This window comes from Rathayibacter sp. PhB186 (assembly GCF_003751825.1).
GTDB classification, from domain to species: domain Bacteria; phylum Actinomycetota; class Actinomycetes; order Actinomycetales; family Microbacteriaceae; genus Rathayibacter; species Rathayibacter festucae.
On sequence record NZ_RJKO01000001.1, the window covers coordinates 580,799 to 597,394 of the forward strand.

The following is a 16,596-nucleotide window of genomic DNA, read 5'->3' on the forward strand; positions in this document are numbered from 1 at the left end:
CCTCGCAGCCGACGGCCGCCCGCCACGCGCGGATCGCGGCCCCGATGCTTCTCGACCCCCGCGCGCGCCGTACGGTGGCACGATGAGCCGGCAGAGCGAACTGTACGACCGCGTCGCCCACGAGGCGTCCGCGCAGGTGATCCGGCGCTACTCCACCTCCTTCGGCCTGGCGACCCGCCTGCTCGGCGCCGGTGTCCGCGAGCGCGTCGAGGACGTCTACGCGCTGGTGCGCGTGGCCGACGAGATCGTGGACGGGGTCGCCGAGGAGGCGCACCTCGATCGCGCCGCCGTCGAGGAGTCGCTCGACGCCTTCGAGGCCGAGACCGAGCGCGCCCTCGCCAGCGGCTACAGCGCGAACCTCGTGATCCACGCCTTCGCCCGCACCGCGCGGGCGACCGGCTTTGGCACCGAGCTGACGGGTCCGTTCTTCGCCTCGATGCGGGCGGACCTCCGCGAGACCGTGCACACCCCCGAGTCGTTCGAGAGCTACGTCTACGGCTCCGCCGAGGTCGTCGGGCTGATGTGCCTGCACGTCTTCCTCGCCGCACCCGACGCGGGGCTCGTCTCGCCCGCCGCGCGCGACCGCCTCGTCGCCGGCGCCCGTCGCCTGGGCTCCGCGTTCCAGAAGGTCAACTTCCTCCGCGACCTGGCCGCCGACGTCGACGGCCTCGGCCGCAGCTACTTCCCGGGCGTCGACCCGCGGGCGTTCTCGGAGACCGACAAGGCGGCCCTGCTCGCCGACCTCGACGACGACCTCGCCGCCGCCGGCGCGATCGTGCCGGAGCTGCCGCGCTCGAGCCGCCGCGCCGTGCTGCTCGCGCACTCCCTCTTCGCCGCCCTCGCCGACCGGATCCGCGCCACCCCGGCGGAGGAGCTCCTCCGAGCTCGAGTCAGCGTGCCGACCGCGACGAAGGCGGCGCTCGCCGCCCGGGCCGCGGTCTCGACGTTCGGCCCGCGCCTGGGCACCGGCCCCGCCCGCGCCTCGCGCTCGGCGAGCGGCCCGCACCGCGCCGTCGTGATCGGCGGCGGCATCGGCGGACTCGCCTCCGCCGGCCTGCTCGCCCGCGACGGCTGGGACGTCACGCTGCTCGAGCAGCGCGAGGTCGTCGGCGGCCGCGCCGGCTCCTGGGAGCGCGACGGCTTCCGCTTCGACACCGGCCCCTCCTGGTACCTGATGCCCGAGGTGTTCGACCACTTCTTCCGCCTGATGGGCACGAGCGCCGCCGAGCGCCTCGACCTCCAGCGCCTCGACCCGGGCTACCGGGTCTACAGCCAGGGCATCGAGGAGCCGATCGACGTGCTCGCCGATCTCGAGTCGAACCTCGCCCTGTTCGAGAGCATCGAGCCCGGCGCGGGGGCCCGGATGCGGGTCTACCTCGAGTCGGCCCGCGACACCTACGAGGTCGCCAAGCGCCGCTTCCTCTATACGAGCTTCGCGTCCTTCCTCCCGCTGCTGCGCCGCGACGTGCTCAGCCGCACCGGCCGGCTCGGCCGCCTCCTGCTCACCCCGCTCGACACCTTCGCGGCGAGGGCGGTCACCGACAACCGGCTCCGGCAGATCCTCGGCTACCCGGCCGTCTTCCTCGGCTCCTCGCCGTTCGCGGCGCCGAGCATGTACCACCTGATGAGCCACCTCGACCTGGCCGACGGCGTGCTCTACCCGATGGGCGGCTTCACCCGCCTGATCGCGGCGGTCGCCGAGGTGGCGGAGGAGGCGGGCGTCACCGTCCGCACCTCCTCGCCCGCCACCCGCATCCTCACGACCCGCGCCCCGCGCGGCAGCCGTCGCGGCGCCGAGGTCGTCGGCGTCGAGTACGAGGGGCCGGAGGGGACGAGACGGCTCCCGGCCGAGCTCGTCGTCAACGCCTCGGACCTCTTCACCACCGAGCAGTCGCTGCTGCCCGACGAGCTGCGCAGCTACCCGCCCGAGTACTGGGAGAACCGCGAGCCCGGCCCGAGCGCCGTGCTGGTGCTGCTCGGCGTCCGCGGCGCGCTGCCGCAGCTCGAGCACCACACGCTGCTGTTCACGAGCGACTGGCGCGAGAACTTCGGCCGGATCTTCGGCGAGAACCCCTCCGTCCCCGACCCCGCGTCTATCTACGTCTGCCGCCCGAGCGCGACCGACCCCGGCGTCGCTCCCGAGGGCCACGAGAACCTCTTCGTGCTCGTGCCGATCCCGGCCGACACCTCGATCGGCCACGGTGGCGTCGACGGCGCCGGCGACGCGCAGGTCGAGGCGATCGCGGACGCCGCGATCCGCCAGATCGCGAACTGGACCGGTGCCGAGGACCTCGCCGAGCGGATCGTGGTGCGCCGCACCATCGGCCCGGCCGACTTCGAGAGCGACCTCGGCGCCTGGCGCGGCTCGATGCTCGGACCGGCGCACATCCTCTCGCAGAGCGCGTTCTTCCGCTCCGGCAACGCCAGCGCGCACGTCGACGGGCTGCTCTTCGCGGGCAGCTCGACCATCCCGGGCATCGGCCTGCCGATGTGCGTGATCAGCGCCGAGGTGATGCTCAAGCGCGTGCGCGGCGACGTGTCGACCGAGCCGCTGCCGGTGCGCGAGGCGCCCTCGGCGCCGGTCGCTCCGAGCGTGGCTCCCGAGCCCGAGCCCGTGGCCGAGCCCGAGCCCGTGCCCGAGCCGGTCGTCGCGGTCGCGGGGGAGTAGCGCGTGGGGGTCCTCTACCTGCTCGCGCTCGTCGTCTCGATCACCGGGATGGTCGTGCTCGACCGGCGCTTCGGCCTGTTCTTCTGGGCGGACGCCCGCCGTGCCGCGATCGTGCTCCCGGTCGGCGTCGTGTTCTTCCTGCTCTGGGACCTCGCCGGGATCGGCCTCGGCGTCTTCTTCCGTGGTGAGACGCCGTACATGACCGGGCTGCAGATCGCGCCGGAGCTGCCGATCGAGGAGGTCCTCTTCCTCACGCTGCTCTGCTACCTGTCCATGGACGTGCACGGGTTCCTCGCGAAGCGGGCGGAGGCGCGCGCGTGACCTACCTGCTCCTGAACGCGGTGTTCCTCGCGGTGGTCGCGGTGCTGCTCGTGGTCGCGCTCCGCCGCGGCCGGCTCCGGCTGCCCGCGTTGCTCGGCACTCTCGCGGTGCTGCTCGTGATGACCGCCGTCTTCGACAACATCATGATCGGCGTCGGGCTCCTCGTCGCCTACGACGACGACCTGATCTCCGGCATCCGGATCGGCGTCGCGCCGATCGAGGACTTCGCCTACGCGATCGCCGCCGCGCTCGCCCTGCCGGCGCTCTGGACCCTCCTGCCCGCCCGGCGCCGGAGCGCCCCGTGAAGCGGCTGCGCGCGCTGTTCGTCTCGAGCCGCCCGTTGAGCTGGGTCAACACCGCGTACCCGTTCGCCGCGGCCTACCTGCTGACCACCCGCGAGATCGACCTCGCCTTCGTGCTCGGCACCCTCTACTTCCTGATCCCCTACAACCTGGCGATGTACGGGATCAACGACGTCTTCGACTACGAGTCCGATCTGCGGAACCCCCGGAAGGGCGGCGTCGAGGGCGCGGTCCTGGATCGCAGCGAGCACCGCGCGACGCTCGTCGCGGCGGTGGCGACCAACGTCCCGTTCCTGATCGCGCTCGTGCTGCTCGGCTCGCCGCTCTCCTGGCTGGTGCTGGCGATCAGCGTCTTCGCCGTCATCGCCTACAGCGCGCCCGGACTGCGCTTCAAGGAGCGACCCTTCGTCGACTCGCTCACCTCGGCGACGCACTTCGTCAGCCCCGCGGTCTACGGCCTCGCGCTCGCGGGCACGACGGCGACGCCGGGTCTGTGGGCCCTCCTGGTCGCGTTCTTCCTCTGGGGGATCGCCAGCCACGCCTTCGGTGCGGTGCAGGACATCCTCGCCGACCGGGCCGGCGGCATCGGCTCGATCGCCACGGTGATCGGCGCGAAGGCGACGGTGCGCTTCGCGATCGGCGCGTACGTCGCCAGCGGGCTGCTCCTGCTGCTGCTGCCCTGGCCGGGAACCCTCGCCGCGCTGCTGGCGATCCCCTACGCGCTGAGCGTCTGGCCGTACCGCTCGCTGTCCGACGAGCAGGCCGAGCGGGCGAACGCGGGCTGGAAGCGCTTCCTCGCTCTGAACTTCCTCACCGGGTTCCTGGTGACGCTGCTCCTGATCCTGTTCTGGCTCGCGACCTGATCGGAGCTCGCGGGCTGACACGAGTTCGCGAGCAGATCAGTCGCTCGTCCGGGCGGCGGCGGCCGGCGTCTTGACCGGCAGCAGCAGCGCGAGCCCCGCGGCCAGCACGACGACCAGCCCGAGGATGCCCCAGTACTGCACGTCGGCGTCGTCGGAGACGCCCGCGGCGATCGAGACGGCCGCGGCGAAGGCGGCCGGCGCGAGGAACGACGCGGCACGACCGGTCGTGGCGTAGAGACCGAAGATCTCGCCCTCGCGCCCCTCCGGGATCAGCCGGGAGAGGTAGCTGCGGCTCGCCGACTGCGCGGGGCCGACGAACAGGCACAGCAGCAGGCCGAAGACCCAGAACGCGGTCGCGCCGGCGTCGTGCAGGAGGAAGACGGCGCCGCCGCAGACGATCAGCCCGATCAGCGAGGCGACGATGACGGACTTGGGCCCGAGGCGGTCGTCGAGGGCGCCGACGGCGATCGTCGCGACCCCGGCGACGATGTTCGCGGCGATCGCGAAGAGGATGACCTGGCCCGCGCTGAAGCCGAAGGTGCCCTGCGCCAGGACGCCGCCGAAGGTGAAGACGCCGGTCAGGCCGTCGCGGAAGACGGCGCTCGCGAGCAGGAAGGCGAGTGTCGTCGGGCTCTCGCGGCGGAGCGCCCCGATCTGGCGGAAGAGCGCGCGGTAGGACTCGAGCACGCTCACCCGCTCCCCGCCGCCGACCCGTCCCGGGAGCTCCGGCACCGCGAACAGCACCGGCAGTGCGAAGACGGCGAACCAGACGCCGGCGAGGAGGATCGAGACGCGGACGTCGAGGCCGTCCTCGCCCGTGACGCCGAAGAGCCCGACCTCGGGGGAGATGAAGCCGAAGTAGAGGATCAGCAGGAGCGCGATGCCGCCGACGTAGCCCATGCCCCAGCCGAAGCCCGACACACGACCGACGCTCGCCCGGGTGGAGACCTGGCTGAGCATCGCGTTGTAGTTGACGCTCGCGAACTCGAAGAAGACCGTGCCGACGGCGAGCAGGCCGAGCCCGAGCCAGAGGTAGGCCGGGTCGGGGCGGACGAGGAACATCAGCAGGATGCAGGCGACGACGACCGCGGAGTGCAGGCCGAGCCAGCGGCGCCGGCTCCCGCCGAGGTCGGCGCGGCGACCGGTGACCGGGGCGATCACCGCGACGACGACACCGGCGCCCGCGAGGGTCCACCCGAGCGCGGCCGAGACACCGCTCGGCGTGCCGAAGAGGCCGTCGGTGGTGAGGTAGACGGTGAAGACGAAGGTCGTGACGACGGCGTTGAAGGCGGCGCTGCCCCAGTCCCACAGCCCCCAGGCGAGGACGGGCCAGCGGCCGGTGCGGGGGCGGGGGGCGGTTCCGGCGGTCATGGACTCACCGTAGGGGGAGCCGGAGAACGGAAGGTAGCGTGACGTTTTCTGCAGCCTGAGAGTTGAGTCGATGCGACTCAGGTTCTCGGCTCTCGACTTGACTCCCCGCGACCCATGCGTAAACTTGAGCGTGCGGGGCTCAACTCCCGCGAACGACTTTCCCGCAGAAGATCCACCAGTGAGGGGCGGCCCGACGGCCGCCCGCGAAGGAGAAACACGCATATGTCCCGTGCCGTAGGCATCGACCTGGGAACCACCAACTCGGTCGTGGCCGTCCTCGAAGGTGGCGAGCCCACCGTCATCGCCAACGCCGAGGGCTTCCGCACCACCCCGTCCGTCGTCGCGTTCACCAAGGACGGCGAGGTGCTCGTCGGCGAGACCGCGAAGCGCCAGGCCGTGACGAACGTCGACCGCACCCTCGCCTCCGTCAAGCGCCACATGGGCACCGACTGGACCTTCGCCGTCGAGGACAAGAAGTACACGCCGCAGGAGATCTCGGCGCGCATCCTCGGCAAGCTCAAGCGCGACGCCGAGCAGTACCTGGGCGAGAAGGTGACCGACGCGGTCATCACCGTCCCGGCCTACTTCAACGACGCCGAGCGCCAGGCCACGAAGGACGCCGGCGAGATCGCCGGCCTGAACGTGCTCCGCATCATCAACGAGCCGACCGCCGCGGCGCTCGCCTACGGCCTCGACAAGGGCAAGGAGGACGAGCTCATCCTCGTCTTCGACCTCGGTGGCGGAACCTTCGACGTCTCCCTCCTCGAGGTGGGCAAGGACGACGACTTCTCCACCATCCAGGTCCGCGCGACCTCGGGTGACAACCGCCTCGGCGGCGACGACTGGGACCAGCGCGTCGTCGACTACCTGGTCAAGCGCTTCAAGGACTCGACCGGCGTCGACGTCTCGAAGGACAAGATCGCACGCCAGCGCCTCAAGGAGGCGGCGGAGCAGGCCAAGAAGGAGCTCTCCTCGAGCACCTCGACCAGCATCCAGCTGCCGTACCTCTCGCTCACCGAGAACGGCCCCGCGAACCTCGACGAGACGCTCACCCGCGCCAAGTTCGAGGAGCTCACGAACGACCTGATCGAGCGCACCCGCAAGCCGTTCACCGACGTCATCGCGGAGGCCGGTGTCAAGGTCGACGACATCGCGCACGTCGTCCTCGTCGGCGGCTCGACCCGCATGCCGGCCGTGGCCGAGCTGGTCAAGAAGCTCACCGGCGGCAAGGAGCCCAACAAGGGCGTCAACCCGGACGAGGTCGTCGCCGTCGGCGCCGCCCTGCAGGCCGGCGTCCTCAAGGGCGAGCGCAAGGACGTCCTGCTCATCGACGTCACCCCGCTCTCGCTCGGCATCGAGACCAAGGGAGGGATCATGACCAAGCTCATCGAGCGCAACACGGCCATCCCGACCAAGCGCTCCGAGACCTTCACCACGGCCGACGACAACCAGCCGTCCGTCGCGATCCAGGTCTTCCAGGGCGAGCGCGAGTTCACCCGCGACAACAAGAACCTGGGCACCTTCGAGCTGACCGGCATCGCGCCGGCGCCGCGCGGCATCCCGCAGGTCGAGGTCACCTTCGACATCGACGCGAACGGCATCGTGCACGTGTCCGCCAAGGACAAGGGCACCGGCAAGGAGCAGTCGATGACGATCACCGGCGGCTCGTCGCTGCCCAAGGACGACATCGACCGCATGGTGCGCGAGGCCGAGGAGCACGCCTCCGAGGACAAGGCCCGCCGTGAGGCCGCCGAGGTCCGCAACAACGCCGAGACCCTCGCCTACTCGATCGACAAGCTGATCAAGGAGAACGAGGACAAGCTGCCCGAGGACGTCAAGACCGAGGTCCAGGGCGACGTCGACGCGCTGAAGACCGCGCTCGCCGGCGACGACGACGCGGCCGTCAAGACCGCGTTCGACGCCCTCAACGCCTCGCAGACCAAGATCGGCCAGGCCATCTACTCGCAGGACCAGGCCGCGCAGAGCGCCCCGCAGGACGCGCCGGCCGAGGACGAGAAGAAGGACGACGAGGACATCGTCGACGCCGAGGTCATCGACGAGGACGAGCCGAAGGACACGAAGTAGCGATGGGGAAGCACAACCAGGAGCCGGACAACGGCGTGCCCGAGGACGAGCCGACCAGCGGAGCCGAGGCGGCCGAGTCCGCCCAGGACACCGAGGGCCTGATCGAGGCCGAGGGTCCCGACGTCGAGACGACGCTCTCCGACGCCGACCTCTCGTTCCTCTCCGGTCAGTCCGACGCCGAGACGCTCGCGGCCGAGCACCTCGCCGACCTCCAGCGGGTCACCGCGGAGTACGCGAACTACCGCAAGCGCACCGAGTCGAACCGCCAGGTCGACAAGGAGCGGGCGATCGGCGACGCGGTGAAGGTCATCCTCCCCGTGCTCGACGACATCGACCGCGCCGAGAAGCACGGCGACCTCGCCGAGGGCGGCCCGTTCACCGCCATCGCGCAGAAGCTGCGGGGCGGCATCGAGAAGCTCGGGCTGGTGAAGACGGGCGCCGTGGGCGACCTGTTCGACCCGAATATCCACGAGGCGATCTTCCAGCAGCCCACTCCCGGCGCGGAGACCTCCACGGTCGCGGACGTCGTCGAGTCGGGCTACTACCTCGGCGGCTCGCTGCTGCGCGCCGCCAAGGTGGTCGTCGCGGTCCCCGCCGACTGACCCGCCTCCCGCACCACTGCGGAGTCTCCGCTCCCGAGCAGGGGCCGTCCCGAGCACGGGCGGCCCCTGCCGGGCGGCGGGGGCCGCACACCACGACGCAGGCCGCACGACGGCACCGGGCCCCACGACGACCCGGGCCGCAGGACGGCACAGGCCGCACTACCGAGAAGAAAGAGGCGCATGGCCAGCCAGGATTGGTTCGACAAGGACTTCTACAAGATCCTCGGTGTCTCGAAGGACGTCTCCGCGGCGGACCTGAAGAAGACCTACCGCAAGCTCGCCCGGCAGTTCCACCCCGACTCCAACCCGGGGGACGCGAAGGCCGAGGCGCGCTTCAAGGAGATCAGCGAGGCGTACACCGTCCTCTCCGACGCCGAGCACCGCAAGGAGTACGACCAGATCCGCGCCATGGGCTCCGGCGCGCGCTTCACGGCCGGCGGTCAGCCGGGCGGCTTCGACGACGTCTTCGGCAACGTCTTCAACCAGGGCGGCGGCGGCCGCACCTCGTACAGCACCCAGCAGGGTCCGCCCGCCGGCTTCGAGGACATCCTCGGCGGCATGTTCGGCAACGCGGGGGGCGGCCGCTTCGGCCAGCCCAGCGGCGGGTTCCGCGGCTTCGGCGGCCCGCAGAAGGGCGCCGACGTCACCGCCAGCACCACCATCGACTTCCGCACCGCCACCCAGGGCGACACCGTGCAGCTGCAGACCGGCGAGGGCCGCGCGCTCTCGGTCCGCATCCCGGCCGGCGTCGCCGACCAGCAGAAGATCCGCGTCCGCGGCAAGGGCCGCCCGAGCCCCGACGGGGGCGAGCCCGGCGACCTCGTGCTCACCGTCGCAGTGCGCAAGCACCCGGTCTTCGAGCGCGACGGCCTGAATCTGCGCGTCACCGTCCCCGTCACCTTCGTCGAGGCCGTCTTCGGCGCGACGATCGAGGTGCCGACCCTCGGCGGCGACCCGGTCAAGCTCCGCGTCGCGCCCGGGACCCCGAGCGGCCGCGTGCTGCGGGTCAAGGGCCGCGGGGTCGCGACCGGCAAGGGGACGGGCGATCTGCTGGCCGAGATCCAGGTCGCGGTGCCCGATCACCTGTCCGGCGCGGCGCGCGACGCCCTCGAGGCCTACGCGGCAGCCGAGCCGTCGGACAACCCGCGGGACGACATCCTGGAGAAGGCCCGCTACTAGCGCGGCATCGGCACGAGGGCGGTCCGGCCCGTCCGGGCCGGCCGGAGAGGAGGAGACGTGGACGAGAGCACCCCGGTGTTCGCGATCGCGGTCGCCGCCGACCTCGCCGGCATGCATCCGCAGACCCTGCGGCAGTACGACCGGCTGGGCCTCGTGCGGCCGACCCGGACGGCCGGCAAGTCGCGGCGGTACTCGATGCGCGACGTCGTGCAGCTGCGCGAGGTCGCCCGGCTCTCCTCCGAGGGTGTCTCGCTCGAGGGCATCGCGCGCATCCTCCAGCTCGAGAACCAGGTGCTCTCGCTGTCGCAGCGGGTGCGCGAGCTGGAGTCCGCGCTGGCCGACGAGCTGCTCAACCGTCCCGGCCGGCGGGTCTTCGCCGCGGGCCTCGAGGGCGACGTCGTCACCCTCCGGCACGGCACGCGCGCGCAGCGGCGGACCGAGCTCGTGGTCTGGCGGCCGCTTCCGCGCGGTGCCGACGGGGATGCCGACACCCCCTGAACAGGGCTAGCCTGACGGGGTGCTCGGAACGGACCGGGCCGCTGAGAGGGCACCATGACTCAGGACGACCGCGGCGACGACGCCGCGACGCCGGACGCCGAGACTTCCGACTACAGCCGCGAGGACTACGCGATCCATGCGACCCGGAGCGAGCTGCCGCTCTTCGCGGACGCGGTCGCCGACCGGCGCAACGACTCCGACTGGCTCTCCTCGCTCTCGGGCGTCCTCGGCGGCACCGAGAAGGACACCGCCGCGGCCGCCGCGCAGGCGGCGCTCGAGCGCCGCGCGCGCAGGACCGACGGCACCTGACCACCCTGCTGCGGCCGGCGGGTCTCGATACGCCCCTGCGGGGCTACTCGACCAGCATGATGTGCATGGTGATCGATTAGCCCGCGGAGCGGGCGTATCGAGATCCACCATCGTCGGAAGTCGAGTCTGCAGACCCGCCCTGCTGAGGACGGTGGGTCTCGATACGCCCCTGCGGGGCTACTCGACCAGCATGTGAAGGCGAGGGCCGCCGGCTACTTGCGGGCCGGGATGCGCAGGGGTGCCGGGGCGCCGAGGCGGCCGCCGCTGAGGCGCTGCAGGATCTCGGAGCCGAAGGGCACGGCGCCGACGAGACGGCGCGCGTCGACGTGCTCCTCGTCGGAGTAGCTCACGAGCACGTAGACGCCGACGACGACGATCGCGGCGATGGTGGCGACGCGGACCGGGATCTGGTCGACCGCGCCGCCTCCGCCGTCGACCGGCTCGGCGAGCGTGACGCACATCAGGAAGACCGTGGCGTAGACCGCCAGGTGCCGGTGGGTGCTGCGCCAGGGCCGTGAGAGCGCGGCGATCGGCAGGATCCACAGCGCGTACCACGGGTGGATGGCGGTCGACGCGGTGACGAAGGCCAGCAGCGCGCCGGTCAGGCGGGCGAGCGGGTCGATCGCCCGTCGCGACAGCATCAGTGCGCCGGCGATCAGCCCGGCGGCGAGCAGGGCGAGCATCTTGACCACGGCGATCGCCGTCGCCGGGTCGTGGCCGGTCATCTGCACGGCAGTGGAGACCGCGACGACGACGGCGGACATCGGCGCGTACCAGTGCAGGATCGAGCCGGGCACGATCATCGCGCCGATCCAGCCCACGCCGACGCCCGCGGCGAGGCCGATCGCGACCACGACGGCGAGCGCGCCGGCGCCGCTCCAGCCCCAGGCGCGGATCCGCTCGCGCAGCGTCGCGTCGTGGCGGAGCCAGAGCAGCGCGAGCACCGGCAGTGCGATGACCGCCACCGGCTTGACCGCGATCGCCGCTCCCATCAGCAGCACCGCCGCCACCCGGCGGTCGGTGTGCCCGTAGTAGAGCGAGGCGAGGATCAGCGCGATCATCACCGAGTCGTTGTGCCCGGCGACGACGAAGAGGACGAGGGTGAGCGGGTTGGCGACGAGGCTCCAGGCGGTGAGCGGGACGGACAGCCCGCGCAGCCGGGCGAGCCGGAGCGCGTAGACGGCGCTGACGGCGACTCCGGCGACCGAGAGCGCGCGGAGCATCGCGATCGAGAGCTCGGGGAAGGTCCAGCCGGCGACGTGCACGGCGGTCTGCTCGGCGAGCAGGTAGAGCGGGCCGTAGGGCGTCGGGGTGTCGGCCCAGCGCGGATCGACGCCGAGGGCGAACCAGCCGGGGAGGGTGGCGACCCCGCTGGAGTACGGGTTCACGCCGGCCGTCATCAGCCGGCCCTGCGCGACGTAGGAGAACATGTCGCGGCTGAACAGCGGGACGGCGAGCAGCAGGGGAGCGGCCCAGGCCAGAGCGGCGACCAGGATCGCCCGGACCGAGCCGGGCCGGTCGTCCAGCGCGACCGCGCGCAGGCGCAGCCAGGCGACGAGCAGCAGGATCCCGCCGCCGACGACGGCGACGACGCCGAGCTCGGTGGCGCCGGCGGAGGCGCGCAGTGCCGCGATCAGCGGCCAGCTCCGGATCGGCGAGTCGAGCGGCAGGTAGCCGACCGCGAGGGAGCCCGCGAGGATCGCGAGCGAGCCGATCAGCCCGACCGCCAGGGGCGCCGCTGTCGACAGCAGCGGCGCGCGCAGGCGGATGCCCTGCGTTTGGACCTCGTCCGGTCGTCGTGTCGTCCCCCGAGTCACCATCCCGGCCACGCTAGGGGACTCGAATCGGAAAGCGGTGGACAGGCGGTGAACGGTTGACCAGCGGACTCTCAGGCGTTAGCGGAGTCCGGCGCGGCCTCGGCGAAGCGGATCTGGTTGCCGAACGGATCGATGAGATCGAGCGCGAAGCCGAACGGCGACCGGGTGATCCGCGGATTGAGGTACGGGTACTCCTTCGAGTCGAGCTCGGCGTGCAGCTCGCGCACCCCGCGCAGGGCCACGTGCACCGCCGCTCCGGGACTCCCGTCGCGGTGGTGCTCGCTGAGGTGCAGCCGCAGACCGGACCGGGAGACCTGCAGGTAGAGCGGTGCGTCGCGCGAGGCGCGGTGCTCCCAGTCGACCGTGAAGCCGAGGTAGTCGACGTAGAACTCGCCCGCCTTCGCGACGGAGAAGATCCTCAGGATCGGCACAGCCGCCTCCAGCCGGACCGCTTCCAGGCGCGGAACGTCGCCTCCGGTCGGATGGTCTCTGGCGCGTCGTCTCGTCTCCACGCCACGAGGCTAGCCGCCTGCGCGAGGGCCGCTCGCCAGCGTCGTCGGCCGACGCCGCTCCGCTCAGTCGAGGAGGCCCCACTCAGTCGATGAGGTCCAGGGCGCGCAGCCGCGCGAGCGTGTCGACCCCGGCGGGCGGGCAGCGGTGCGCGTCGGCGCCGGTGATCCAGTGCAGCGCGTCGATCTCGCCGCTCGCGCGCGGCTCGCCGGCGAGCTCCGCGGCGAAGACGGTCATGTGCACCTCCCGCCCCTCCGGCTCGCCGTGCGCCTGGGTGCGGACGGTGAAGAGCTCGCGCAGGGCGGTGGGCGCGGTGCCGAGCTCCTCCTCCGTCTCGCGCGCCGCCGCCTCGGCGCTCGTCTCGCCCGGGTCGACCTTGCCGCCGGGCAGGTAGACGACGTCGCGCCCGCGCGCGGTCACCATCAGCACGCGGCGCTCGCGCAGGACGGCGACCGCGGAGACGACCAGGGGAGGGAGGCTGCTCATCCCGCCATCATGCCCGCGGACGGACCCCGCTCGCGGTCGGCCGCCGGGCCCGCGGCTACCATGGACGCACACCAGAAGGACGCGCGCAGCCGGCGCGCGCCAGGGCCCCGTGCGCCCGAACAGCTAGGAGCTCCCCGTGGCAGAACCCACCACCCTCGACAAGGTCGTCACCCTCGCCCAGCACCGGGGGTTCGTCTTCCCCTCGGGCGAGATCTACGGAGGCACCCGCTCCGCCTGGGACTACGGCCCCCTCGGCGTCGAGCTCAAGGAGAACATCAAGCGCCAGTGGTGGAAGGCGTTCGTGCAGGGCCGCGGCGACGTCGTCGGCCTCGACTCGGCCGTGATCCTGCCGACCGCGATCTGGAGCGCCTCCGGTCACGTCGGGGTCTTCTCCGACCCGCTGACCGAGTCGCTGATCACGCACAAGCGCTACCGCGCCGACCACCTCTTCGAGAAGTACGAGGAGGTCAACGGGCACGCGCCCGAGAACGGCCTCGCCGACATCCCGGACCCGGAGCACCCCGACAGGATCGGCCAGTGGACCGAGATCAAGCAGTTCTCCGGGCTGATGAAGACCTACCTCGGCGTCGTCGACGACGAGTCCGGGCTGCACTACCTCCGCCCCGAGACCGCGCAGGGCATCTTCACCAACTTCGCCAACGTGCTGCAGAGCGCGCGGAAGAAGCCGCCGTTCGGCATCGGCCAGATCGGCAAGGCGTTCCGCAACGAGATCACCCCCGGCAACTTCATCTTCCGCACCCGCGAGTTCGAGCAGATGGAGCTCGAGTTCTTCGTCGAGCCCGGCACGGACGAGGAGTGGCAGGAGACCTGGATGCAGCTGGCCTGGGACTGGTTCGTCGACCTCGGGATCTCGCCGGAGAACATCCGCCAGTTCGAGCACCCGAAGGACAAGCTCTCCCACTACTCCAAGCGCACCGTCGACATCGAGTACCGCTTCAGCTTCGCGTCGGGCGAGTGGGGCGAGCTGATGGGGGTCGCGAACCGCACGGACTTCGACCTCAAGACGCACATGGAGCACTCCGGCAAGGACCTCTCCTTCTTCGACCAGACGAAGAACGAGCGCTTCGTGCCGTTCGTGATCGAGCCGTCCTTCGGCCTGACCCGCGCGCTGATGGCGTTCCTCGTCGACGCGTACGAGGAGCAGGAGCTGCCGCCGAACGCGAAGGGCAAGGTCGAGACGCGCACCGTGCTGCACCTCGACCCGCGTCTCGCGCCGGTGAAGGTCGCCGTGCTGCCGCTCTCGCGCAACGAGGCGCTCTCGCCGCTCGCCCGCGAGGTCGCCGACCGGCTCCGCGCGCTCTGGAACGTCGACTTCGACGACTCCGGCGCGATCGGTCGACGCTACCGCCGCCAGGACGAGATCGGCACGCCCTACTGCGTGACCATCGACTTCGACTCGCTCGAGGACAACGCGGTGACCGTGCGCGACCGCGACACCATGAAGCAGGAGCGCATCCCGCTCGACCAGCTGGAGACCCACCTCTTCACGGGCCTGCGCGGCGCCTGACCCTTCCTGGATCTCGATACGCCCGCTCCGCGGGCTACTCGATCAGCGGAGGATCGTGCTGGTCGAGTAGCCCCGCAGGGGCGTATCGAGACCCGGAGGGCGTCAGCGCTCGCGGGCGAGGAGGGCGTAGACGAGGGTCGAGGTCCACTCGCCCTTGCAGAACTCGTCGTCGAGGTGGTGCGCCTCGAGGCGCAGGCCGAGCCGCTCGCAGAGGCGGGCGGAGGCGGTGTTGCGCGCGTCGAGCTGTGCGACGACCCGGTGGGCGCCGAGCCGGTCGAACGACAGGTCGATCAGGGCGCGGGCGGCCTCCGTCGCGAAGCCCCGACCCTGCGCCTCCGGGTGCAGGACCCAGCCGATCTCGACGCCGGCCTGCTCGACGGAGGACGCGATCAGGGTCAGGTCGCCGACGACCCGGCCGGCGAACGGCCCCGACCGCGGCACGATCGCCAGCACGACGACGTCGCCGTCGGCCGCGAGCCGGTCCGACGGCAGCCGGACGGCCAGGTGCGCGCGCGACTCCTCGGGGGTCCGCACCGGCCAGCGCAGATAGCGGACGGCCTCCGGATCGCCCTGGTAGCGGGCGTGGTCCTCGGCGTCGTCGAGCGAGAGCGGACGCAGCAGCAGCCGCTCCGTCTCGATCGGCTCCGCCTCGTACGGGAGCCGGAGCGGCGTCACGCCGAGGCCGCGGACGCGTCGCCGGCCTCGAGCGGGCGGGCGGCGGTGCGCTCGGCCGGCACCTCGATGCCGAACAGCGCCTCGAGGCCGGTGAGGTACGCCTCCTGCTCGCCGGCGCGGGCGTAGTCCCGGGCGCGGACGCTCGGGGTATGCAGCAGCACGCCGGCCAGGTGCCGCAGCGCCTGCTCGGTGCGGCCGTCCTCGTCGCCGCGCGAACGGGCGCGCTCGATCTCGGCGTCGAGCGCATCGAAGACGTGGGCGCGGAGGGCGACCACGGCGGGGGTGAGGCTCTTCTCGTCGGCGACGTCGGAGAACTTGCGGACGGCCTTGTCGACCAGGGCGCGCGCCTGGGTCGACGCGTCGAGCACGTCGAGCGGGGCGTGCAGGCTGATCGTCTCGAGGTCGAGCAGCTCGACGCCGGTCACGGTGGTGACGTCGGCGGCGACGTTGCGGGGGAGGCCGAGGTCGATGACCAGCTGGCGCTCGCGGGAGAAGCCGCGCAGGCGTCCCTCCGCGAGGATCGCCGCGTCGAGGACGGGCTCCTGGGTGGTGGTGCAGGTGATGACGACGTCGGCGGCCACGGCCTCGGTCGCCAGCTCGGCGCCGTCGATCGGGCGGAGCGCGCGGCGGGCCGCGAAGCCCTCGGCGCGGCCGGAGGGGGAGTGGACGGCGATCTCGAGCACGCCGCGGTCGCGCAGCGCGGCGACGGTCGCGCGGGCGTAGCTGCCGGTGCCGATCAGCAGCACCCGGGCGGCGCGCCAGTCGGTGATGCGGCTGGAGGCGAGGTCGAGGGCGAGGCGCACGATCGAGCGGCCGGCGCTGCCGAGGCCGGTGCGGTTCTTGATCCCGCGCGAGGTCTGCGAGGCGCGCTGGAAGAGGCGCTCGAGCTCGGAGGAGGTGGTGCCGAGGCGGCGGGCCTCCTCGAGCGAGCGGCGGACCTGGCCGGCGATCTCGCCCTCGCCGACGACGACGGACTCGAGCCCGCTGGAGACGGCGAAGAGGTGCTCGGCGACGCGGTCGCCCGAGACGACGGTGACCGAGCTGCGCAGCTCGTCCTGCTCGACGCCGGTCGCGGCGCTCACCGCGGCGGTGGCGGCCTCGACGGTCACGGCCTGCGCGGCGGTGAGCGGCTCGTCGATGTCGAGGTAGGCCTCGAAGCGGTTGCAGGTCGCGACGACCACGGCACCCGAGACGAAGTCGATGCCGTCCGAGAGCGCCGACGCGACGGCGGAGGAGTCGACGGAGAGCTTCTCGAGGAGATCGAAGCTGGCGTTCTTGTGCGACGCCGTCAGACACAGAAGCACCCGGGCAGTCTACCCGGGGCGTCCGGGGGTCGGCCGCGGTCCTGGGGAAGACTGCACGAATGCTCCCGGATCAGCGGG

Annotated in this window: 16 protein-coding genes; 10 read left to right on the forward strand and 6 right to left on the reverse strand. The window is 72.2% G+C overall.

The annotated features are described in order from the left end of the window. The first annotated feature begins 82 nt into the window (after nt 1-82). From crtI to EDF45_RS02700, 4 genes are read left to right on the forward strand one after another with little or no spacing between them, the layout of a single operon-like run. Complete coding sequence (gene crtI, locus EDF45_RS02685; protein WP_123734884.1) at nt 83-2,668, forward strand: phytoene desaturase family protein; 2,586 nt, start codon at nt 83-85, stop codon at nt 2,666-2,668. 3 nt (nt 2,669-2,671) lie between these two features. Further along, a complete protein-coding gene (locus EDF45_RS02690) occupies nt 2,672-2,989 on the forward strand; it encodes a lycopene cyclase domain-containing protein (RefSeq protein WP_123734885.1) in 318 nt (105 codons plus the stop codon). Beyond that, the gene (locus EDF45_RS02695; RefSeq protein WP_123701769.1) at nt 2,986-3,294 is read left to right on the forward strand and encodes a lycopene cyclase domain-containing protein; all 309 of its coding nucleotides are present in this window, start codon (nt 2,986-2,988) and stop codon (nt 3,292-3,294) included. Before EDF45_RS02690 ends, EDF45_RS02695 begins: the two co-directional genes overlap by 4 nt. Next, a complete protein-coding gene (locus EDF45_RS02700; RefSeq protein WP_123733374.1) occupies nt 3,291-4,154 on the forward strand; it encodes a prenyltransferase in 864 nt (287 codons plus the stop codon). The genes EDF45_RS02695 and EDF45_RS02700 overlap by 4 nt, the downstream gene beginning before the upstream one ends. A gap of 36 nt (nt 4,155-4,190) precedes the next feature. On the opposite strand, the gene EDF45_RS02705 is transcribed toward EDF45_RS02700, so the two are convergent. Then, the gene (locus tag EDF45_RS02705) at nt 4,191-5,525 is read right to left on the reverse strand and encodes an MFS transporter (protein ID WP_123734886.1); all 1,335 of its coding nucleotides are present in this window, start codon (nt 5,523-5,525) and stop codon (nt 4,191-4,193) included. Between the two features lie 222 nt (nt 5,526-5,747). Between EDF45_RS02705 and dnaK the strand changes: the two genes are divergently transcribed. The 5 genes from dnaK (at nt 5,748) to EDF45_RS02730 (ending at nt 10,198) form a co-directional block, all read left to right on the forward strand. Then, nucleotides 5,748-7,610, forward strand: a complete 1,863-nt coding sequence (dnaK, locus tag EDF45_RS02710; protein ID WP_123444861.1) for a molecular chaperone DnaK — start codon at nt 5,748-5,750, stop codon at nt 7,608-7,610. Between the two features lie 2 nt (nt 7,611-7,612). Then, on the forward strand, nt 7,613-8,212 hold the full coding sequence (locus EDF45_RS02715; RefSeq protein WP_123444862.1) for a nucleotide exchange factor GrpE: 600 nt from the start codon (nt 7,613-7,615) through the stop codon (nt 8,210-8,212). A 180-nt stretch (nt 8,213-8,392) separates the two neighbouring features. Then, nucleotides 8,393-9,391: a DnaJ C-terminal domain-containing protein gene (locus EDF45_RS02720; RefSeq protein ID WP_123444863.1), complete on the forward strand. Its 999-nt coding sequence runs from the start codon at nt 8,393-8,395 to the stop codon at nt 9,389-9,391. Nucleotides 9,392-9,448: 57 nt separating this feature from the next. After that, nucleotides 9,449-9,889 carry a heat shock protein transcriptional repressor HspR gene (locus EDF45_RS02725; RefSeq protein WP_123734887.1) on the forward strand — a complete coding sequence of 147 codons (441 nt, stop codon included), beginning with the start codon at nt 9,449-9,451 and terminating at the stop codon, nt 9,887-9,889. Nucleotides 9,890-9,943: 54 nt separating this feature from the next. Then, a complete protein-coding gene (locus EDF45_RS02730; RefSeq protein ID WP_123734888.1) occupies nt 9,944-10,198 on the forward strand; it encodes a hypothetical protein in 255 nt (84 codons plus the stop codon). Between the two features lie 212 nt (nt 10,199-10,410). Here the strand turns inward: EDF45_RS02730 and mptB are convergent, their stop codons facing one another. From mptB to EDF45_RS02745, 3 genes are all read right to left on the reverse strand, one after another. Beyond that, a complete protein-coding gene (mptB, locus tag EDF45_RS02735) occupies nt 10,411-12,018 on the reverse strand; it encodes a polyprenol phosphomannose-dependent alpha 1,6 mannosyltransferase MptB (RefSeq protein ID WP_148060206.1) in 1,608 nt (535 codons plus the stop codon). 68 nt (nt 12,019-12,086) lie between these two features. Further along, nucleotides 12,087-12,527, reverse strand: coding sequence for a glyoxalase superfamily protein (locus EDF45_RS02740; protein ID WP_260311744.1), 441 nt, complete (start codon nt 12,525-12,527; stop codon nt 12,087-12,089). Between the two features lie 82 nt (nt 12,528-12,609). Further along, nucleotides 12,610-13,011, reverse strand: a complete 402-nt coding sequence (locus EDF45_RS02745) for an NUDIX domain-containing protein (RefSeq protein WP_123734890.1) — start codon at nt 13,009-13,011, stop codon at nt 12,610-12,612. Between the two features lie 136 nt (nt 13,012-13,147). Here EDF45_RS02745 and EDF45_RS02750 point away from each other — a divergent pair, with 136 nt between their 5' ends. Beyond that, a complete protein-coding gene (locus EDF45_RS02750; RefSeq protein ID WP_123734891.1) occupies nt 13,148-14,539 on the forward strand; it encodes a glycine--tRNA ligase in 1,392 nt (463 codons plus the stop codon). 102 nt (nt 14,540-14,641) lie between these two features. On the opposite strand, the gene EDF45_RS02755 is transcribed toward EDF45_RS02750, so the two are convergent. Further along, complete coding sequence (locus EDF45_RS02755) at nt 14,642-15,214, reverse strand: GNAT family N-acetyltransferase (protein ID WP_260311745.1); 573 nt, start codon at nt 15,212-15,214, stop codon at nt 14,642-14,644. Next, nucleotides 15,211-16,518: a glutamyl-tRNA reductase gene (locus tag EDF45_RS21535; RefSeq protein ID WP_221181077.1), complete on the reverse strand. Its 1,308-nt coding sequence runs from the start codon at nt 16,516-16,518 to the stop codon at nt 15,211-15,213. The genes EDF45_RS02755 and EDF45_RS21535 overlap by 4 nt, the downstream gene beginning before the upstream one ends. Nucleotides 16,519-16,596 lie beyond the last annotated feature (78 nt).

Bases quoted from the DNA above. Each gene is read 5' to 3' on its own strand.
- EDF45_RS02715 (WP_123444862.1), top strand. From the start codon at position 7,613: ATGGGGAAGCACAACCAGGAGCCGGACAACGGCGTGCCCGAGGACGAG.
- EDF45_RS02705 (WP_123734886.1), bottom strand. From the start codon at position 5,525: ATGACCGCCGGAACCGCCCCCCGCCCCCGCACCGGCCGCTGGCCCGTC.
- EDF45_RS02720 (WP_123444863.1), top strand. From the start codon at position 8,393: ATGGCCAGCCAGGATTGGTTCGACAAGGACTTCTACAAGATCCTCGGT.
- dnaK (WP_123444861.1), top strand. From the start codon at position 5,748: ATGTCCCGTGCCGTAGGCATCGACCTGGGAACCACCAACTCGGTCGTG.
- mptB (WP_148060206.1), bottom strand. From the start codon at position 12,018: ATGGTGACTCGGGGGACGACACGACGACCGGACGAGGTCCAAACGCAG.
- EDF45_RS02745 (WP_123734890.1), bottom strand. From the start codon at position 13,011: ATGAGCAGCCTCCCTCCCCTGGTCGTCTCCGCGGTCGCCGTCCTGCGC.
- EDF45_RS02730 (WP_123734888.1), top strand. From the start codon at position 9,944: ATGACTCAGGACGACCGCGGCGACGACGCCGCGACGCCGGACGCCGAG.
- crtI (WP_123734884.1), top strand. From the start codon at position 83: ATGAGCCGGCAGAGCGAACTGTACGACCGCGTCGCCCACGAGGCGTCC.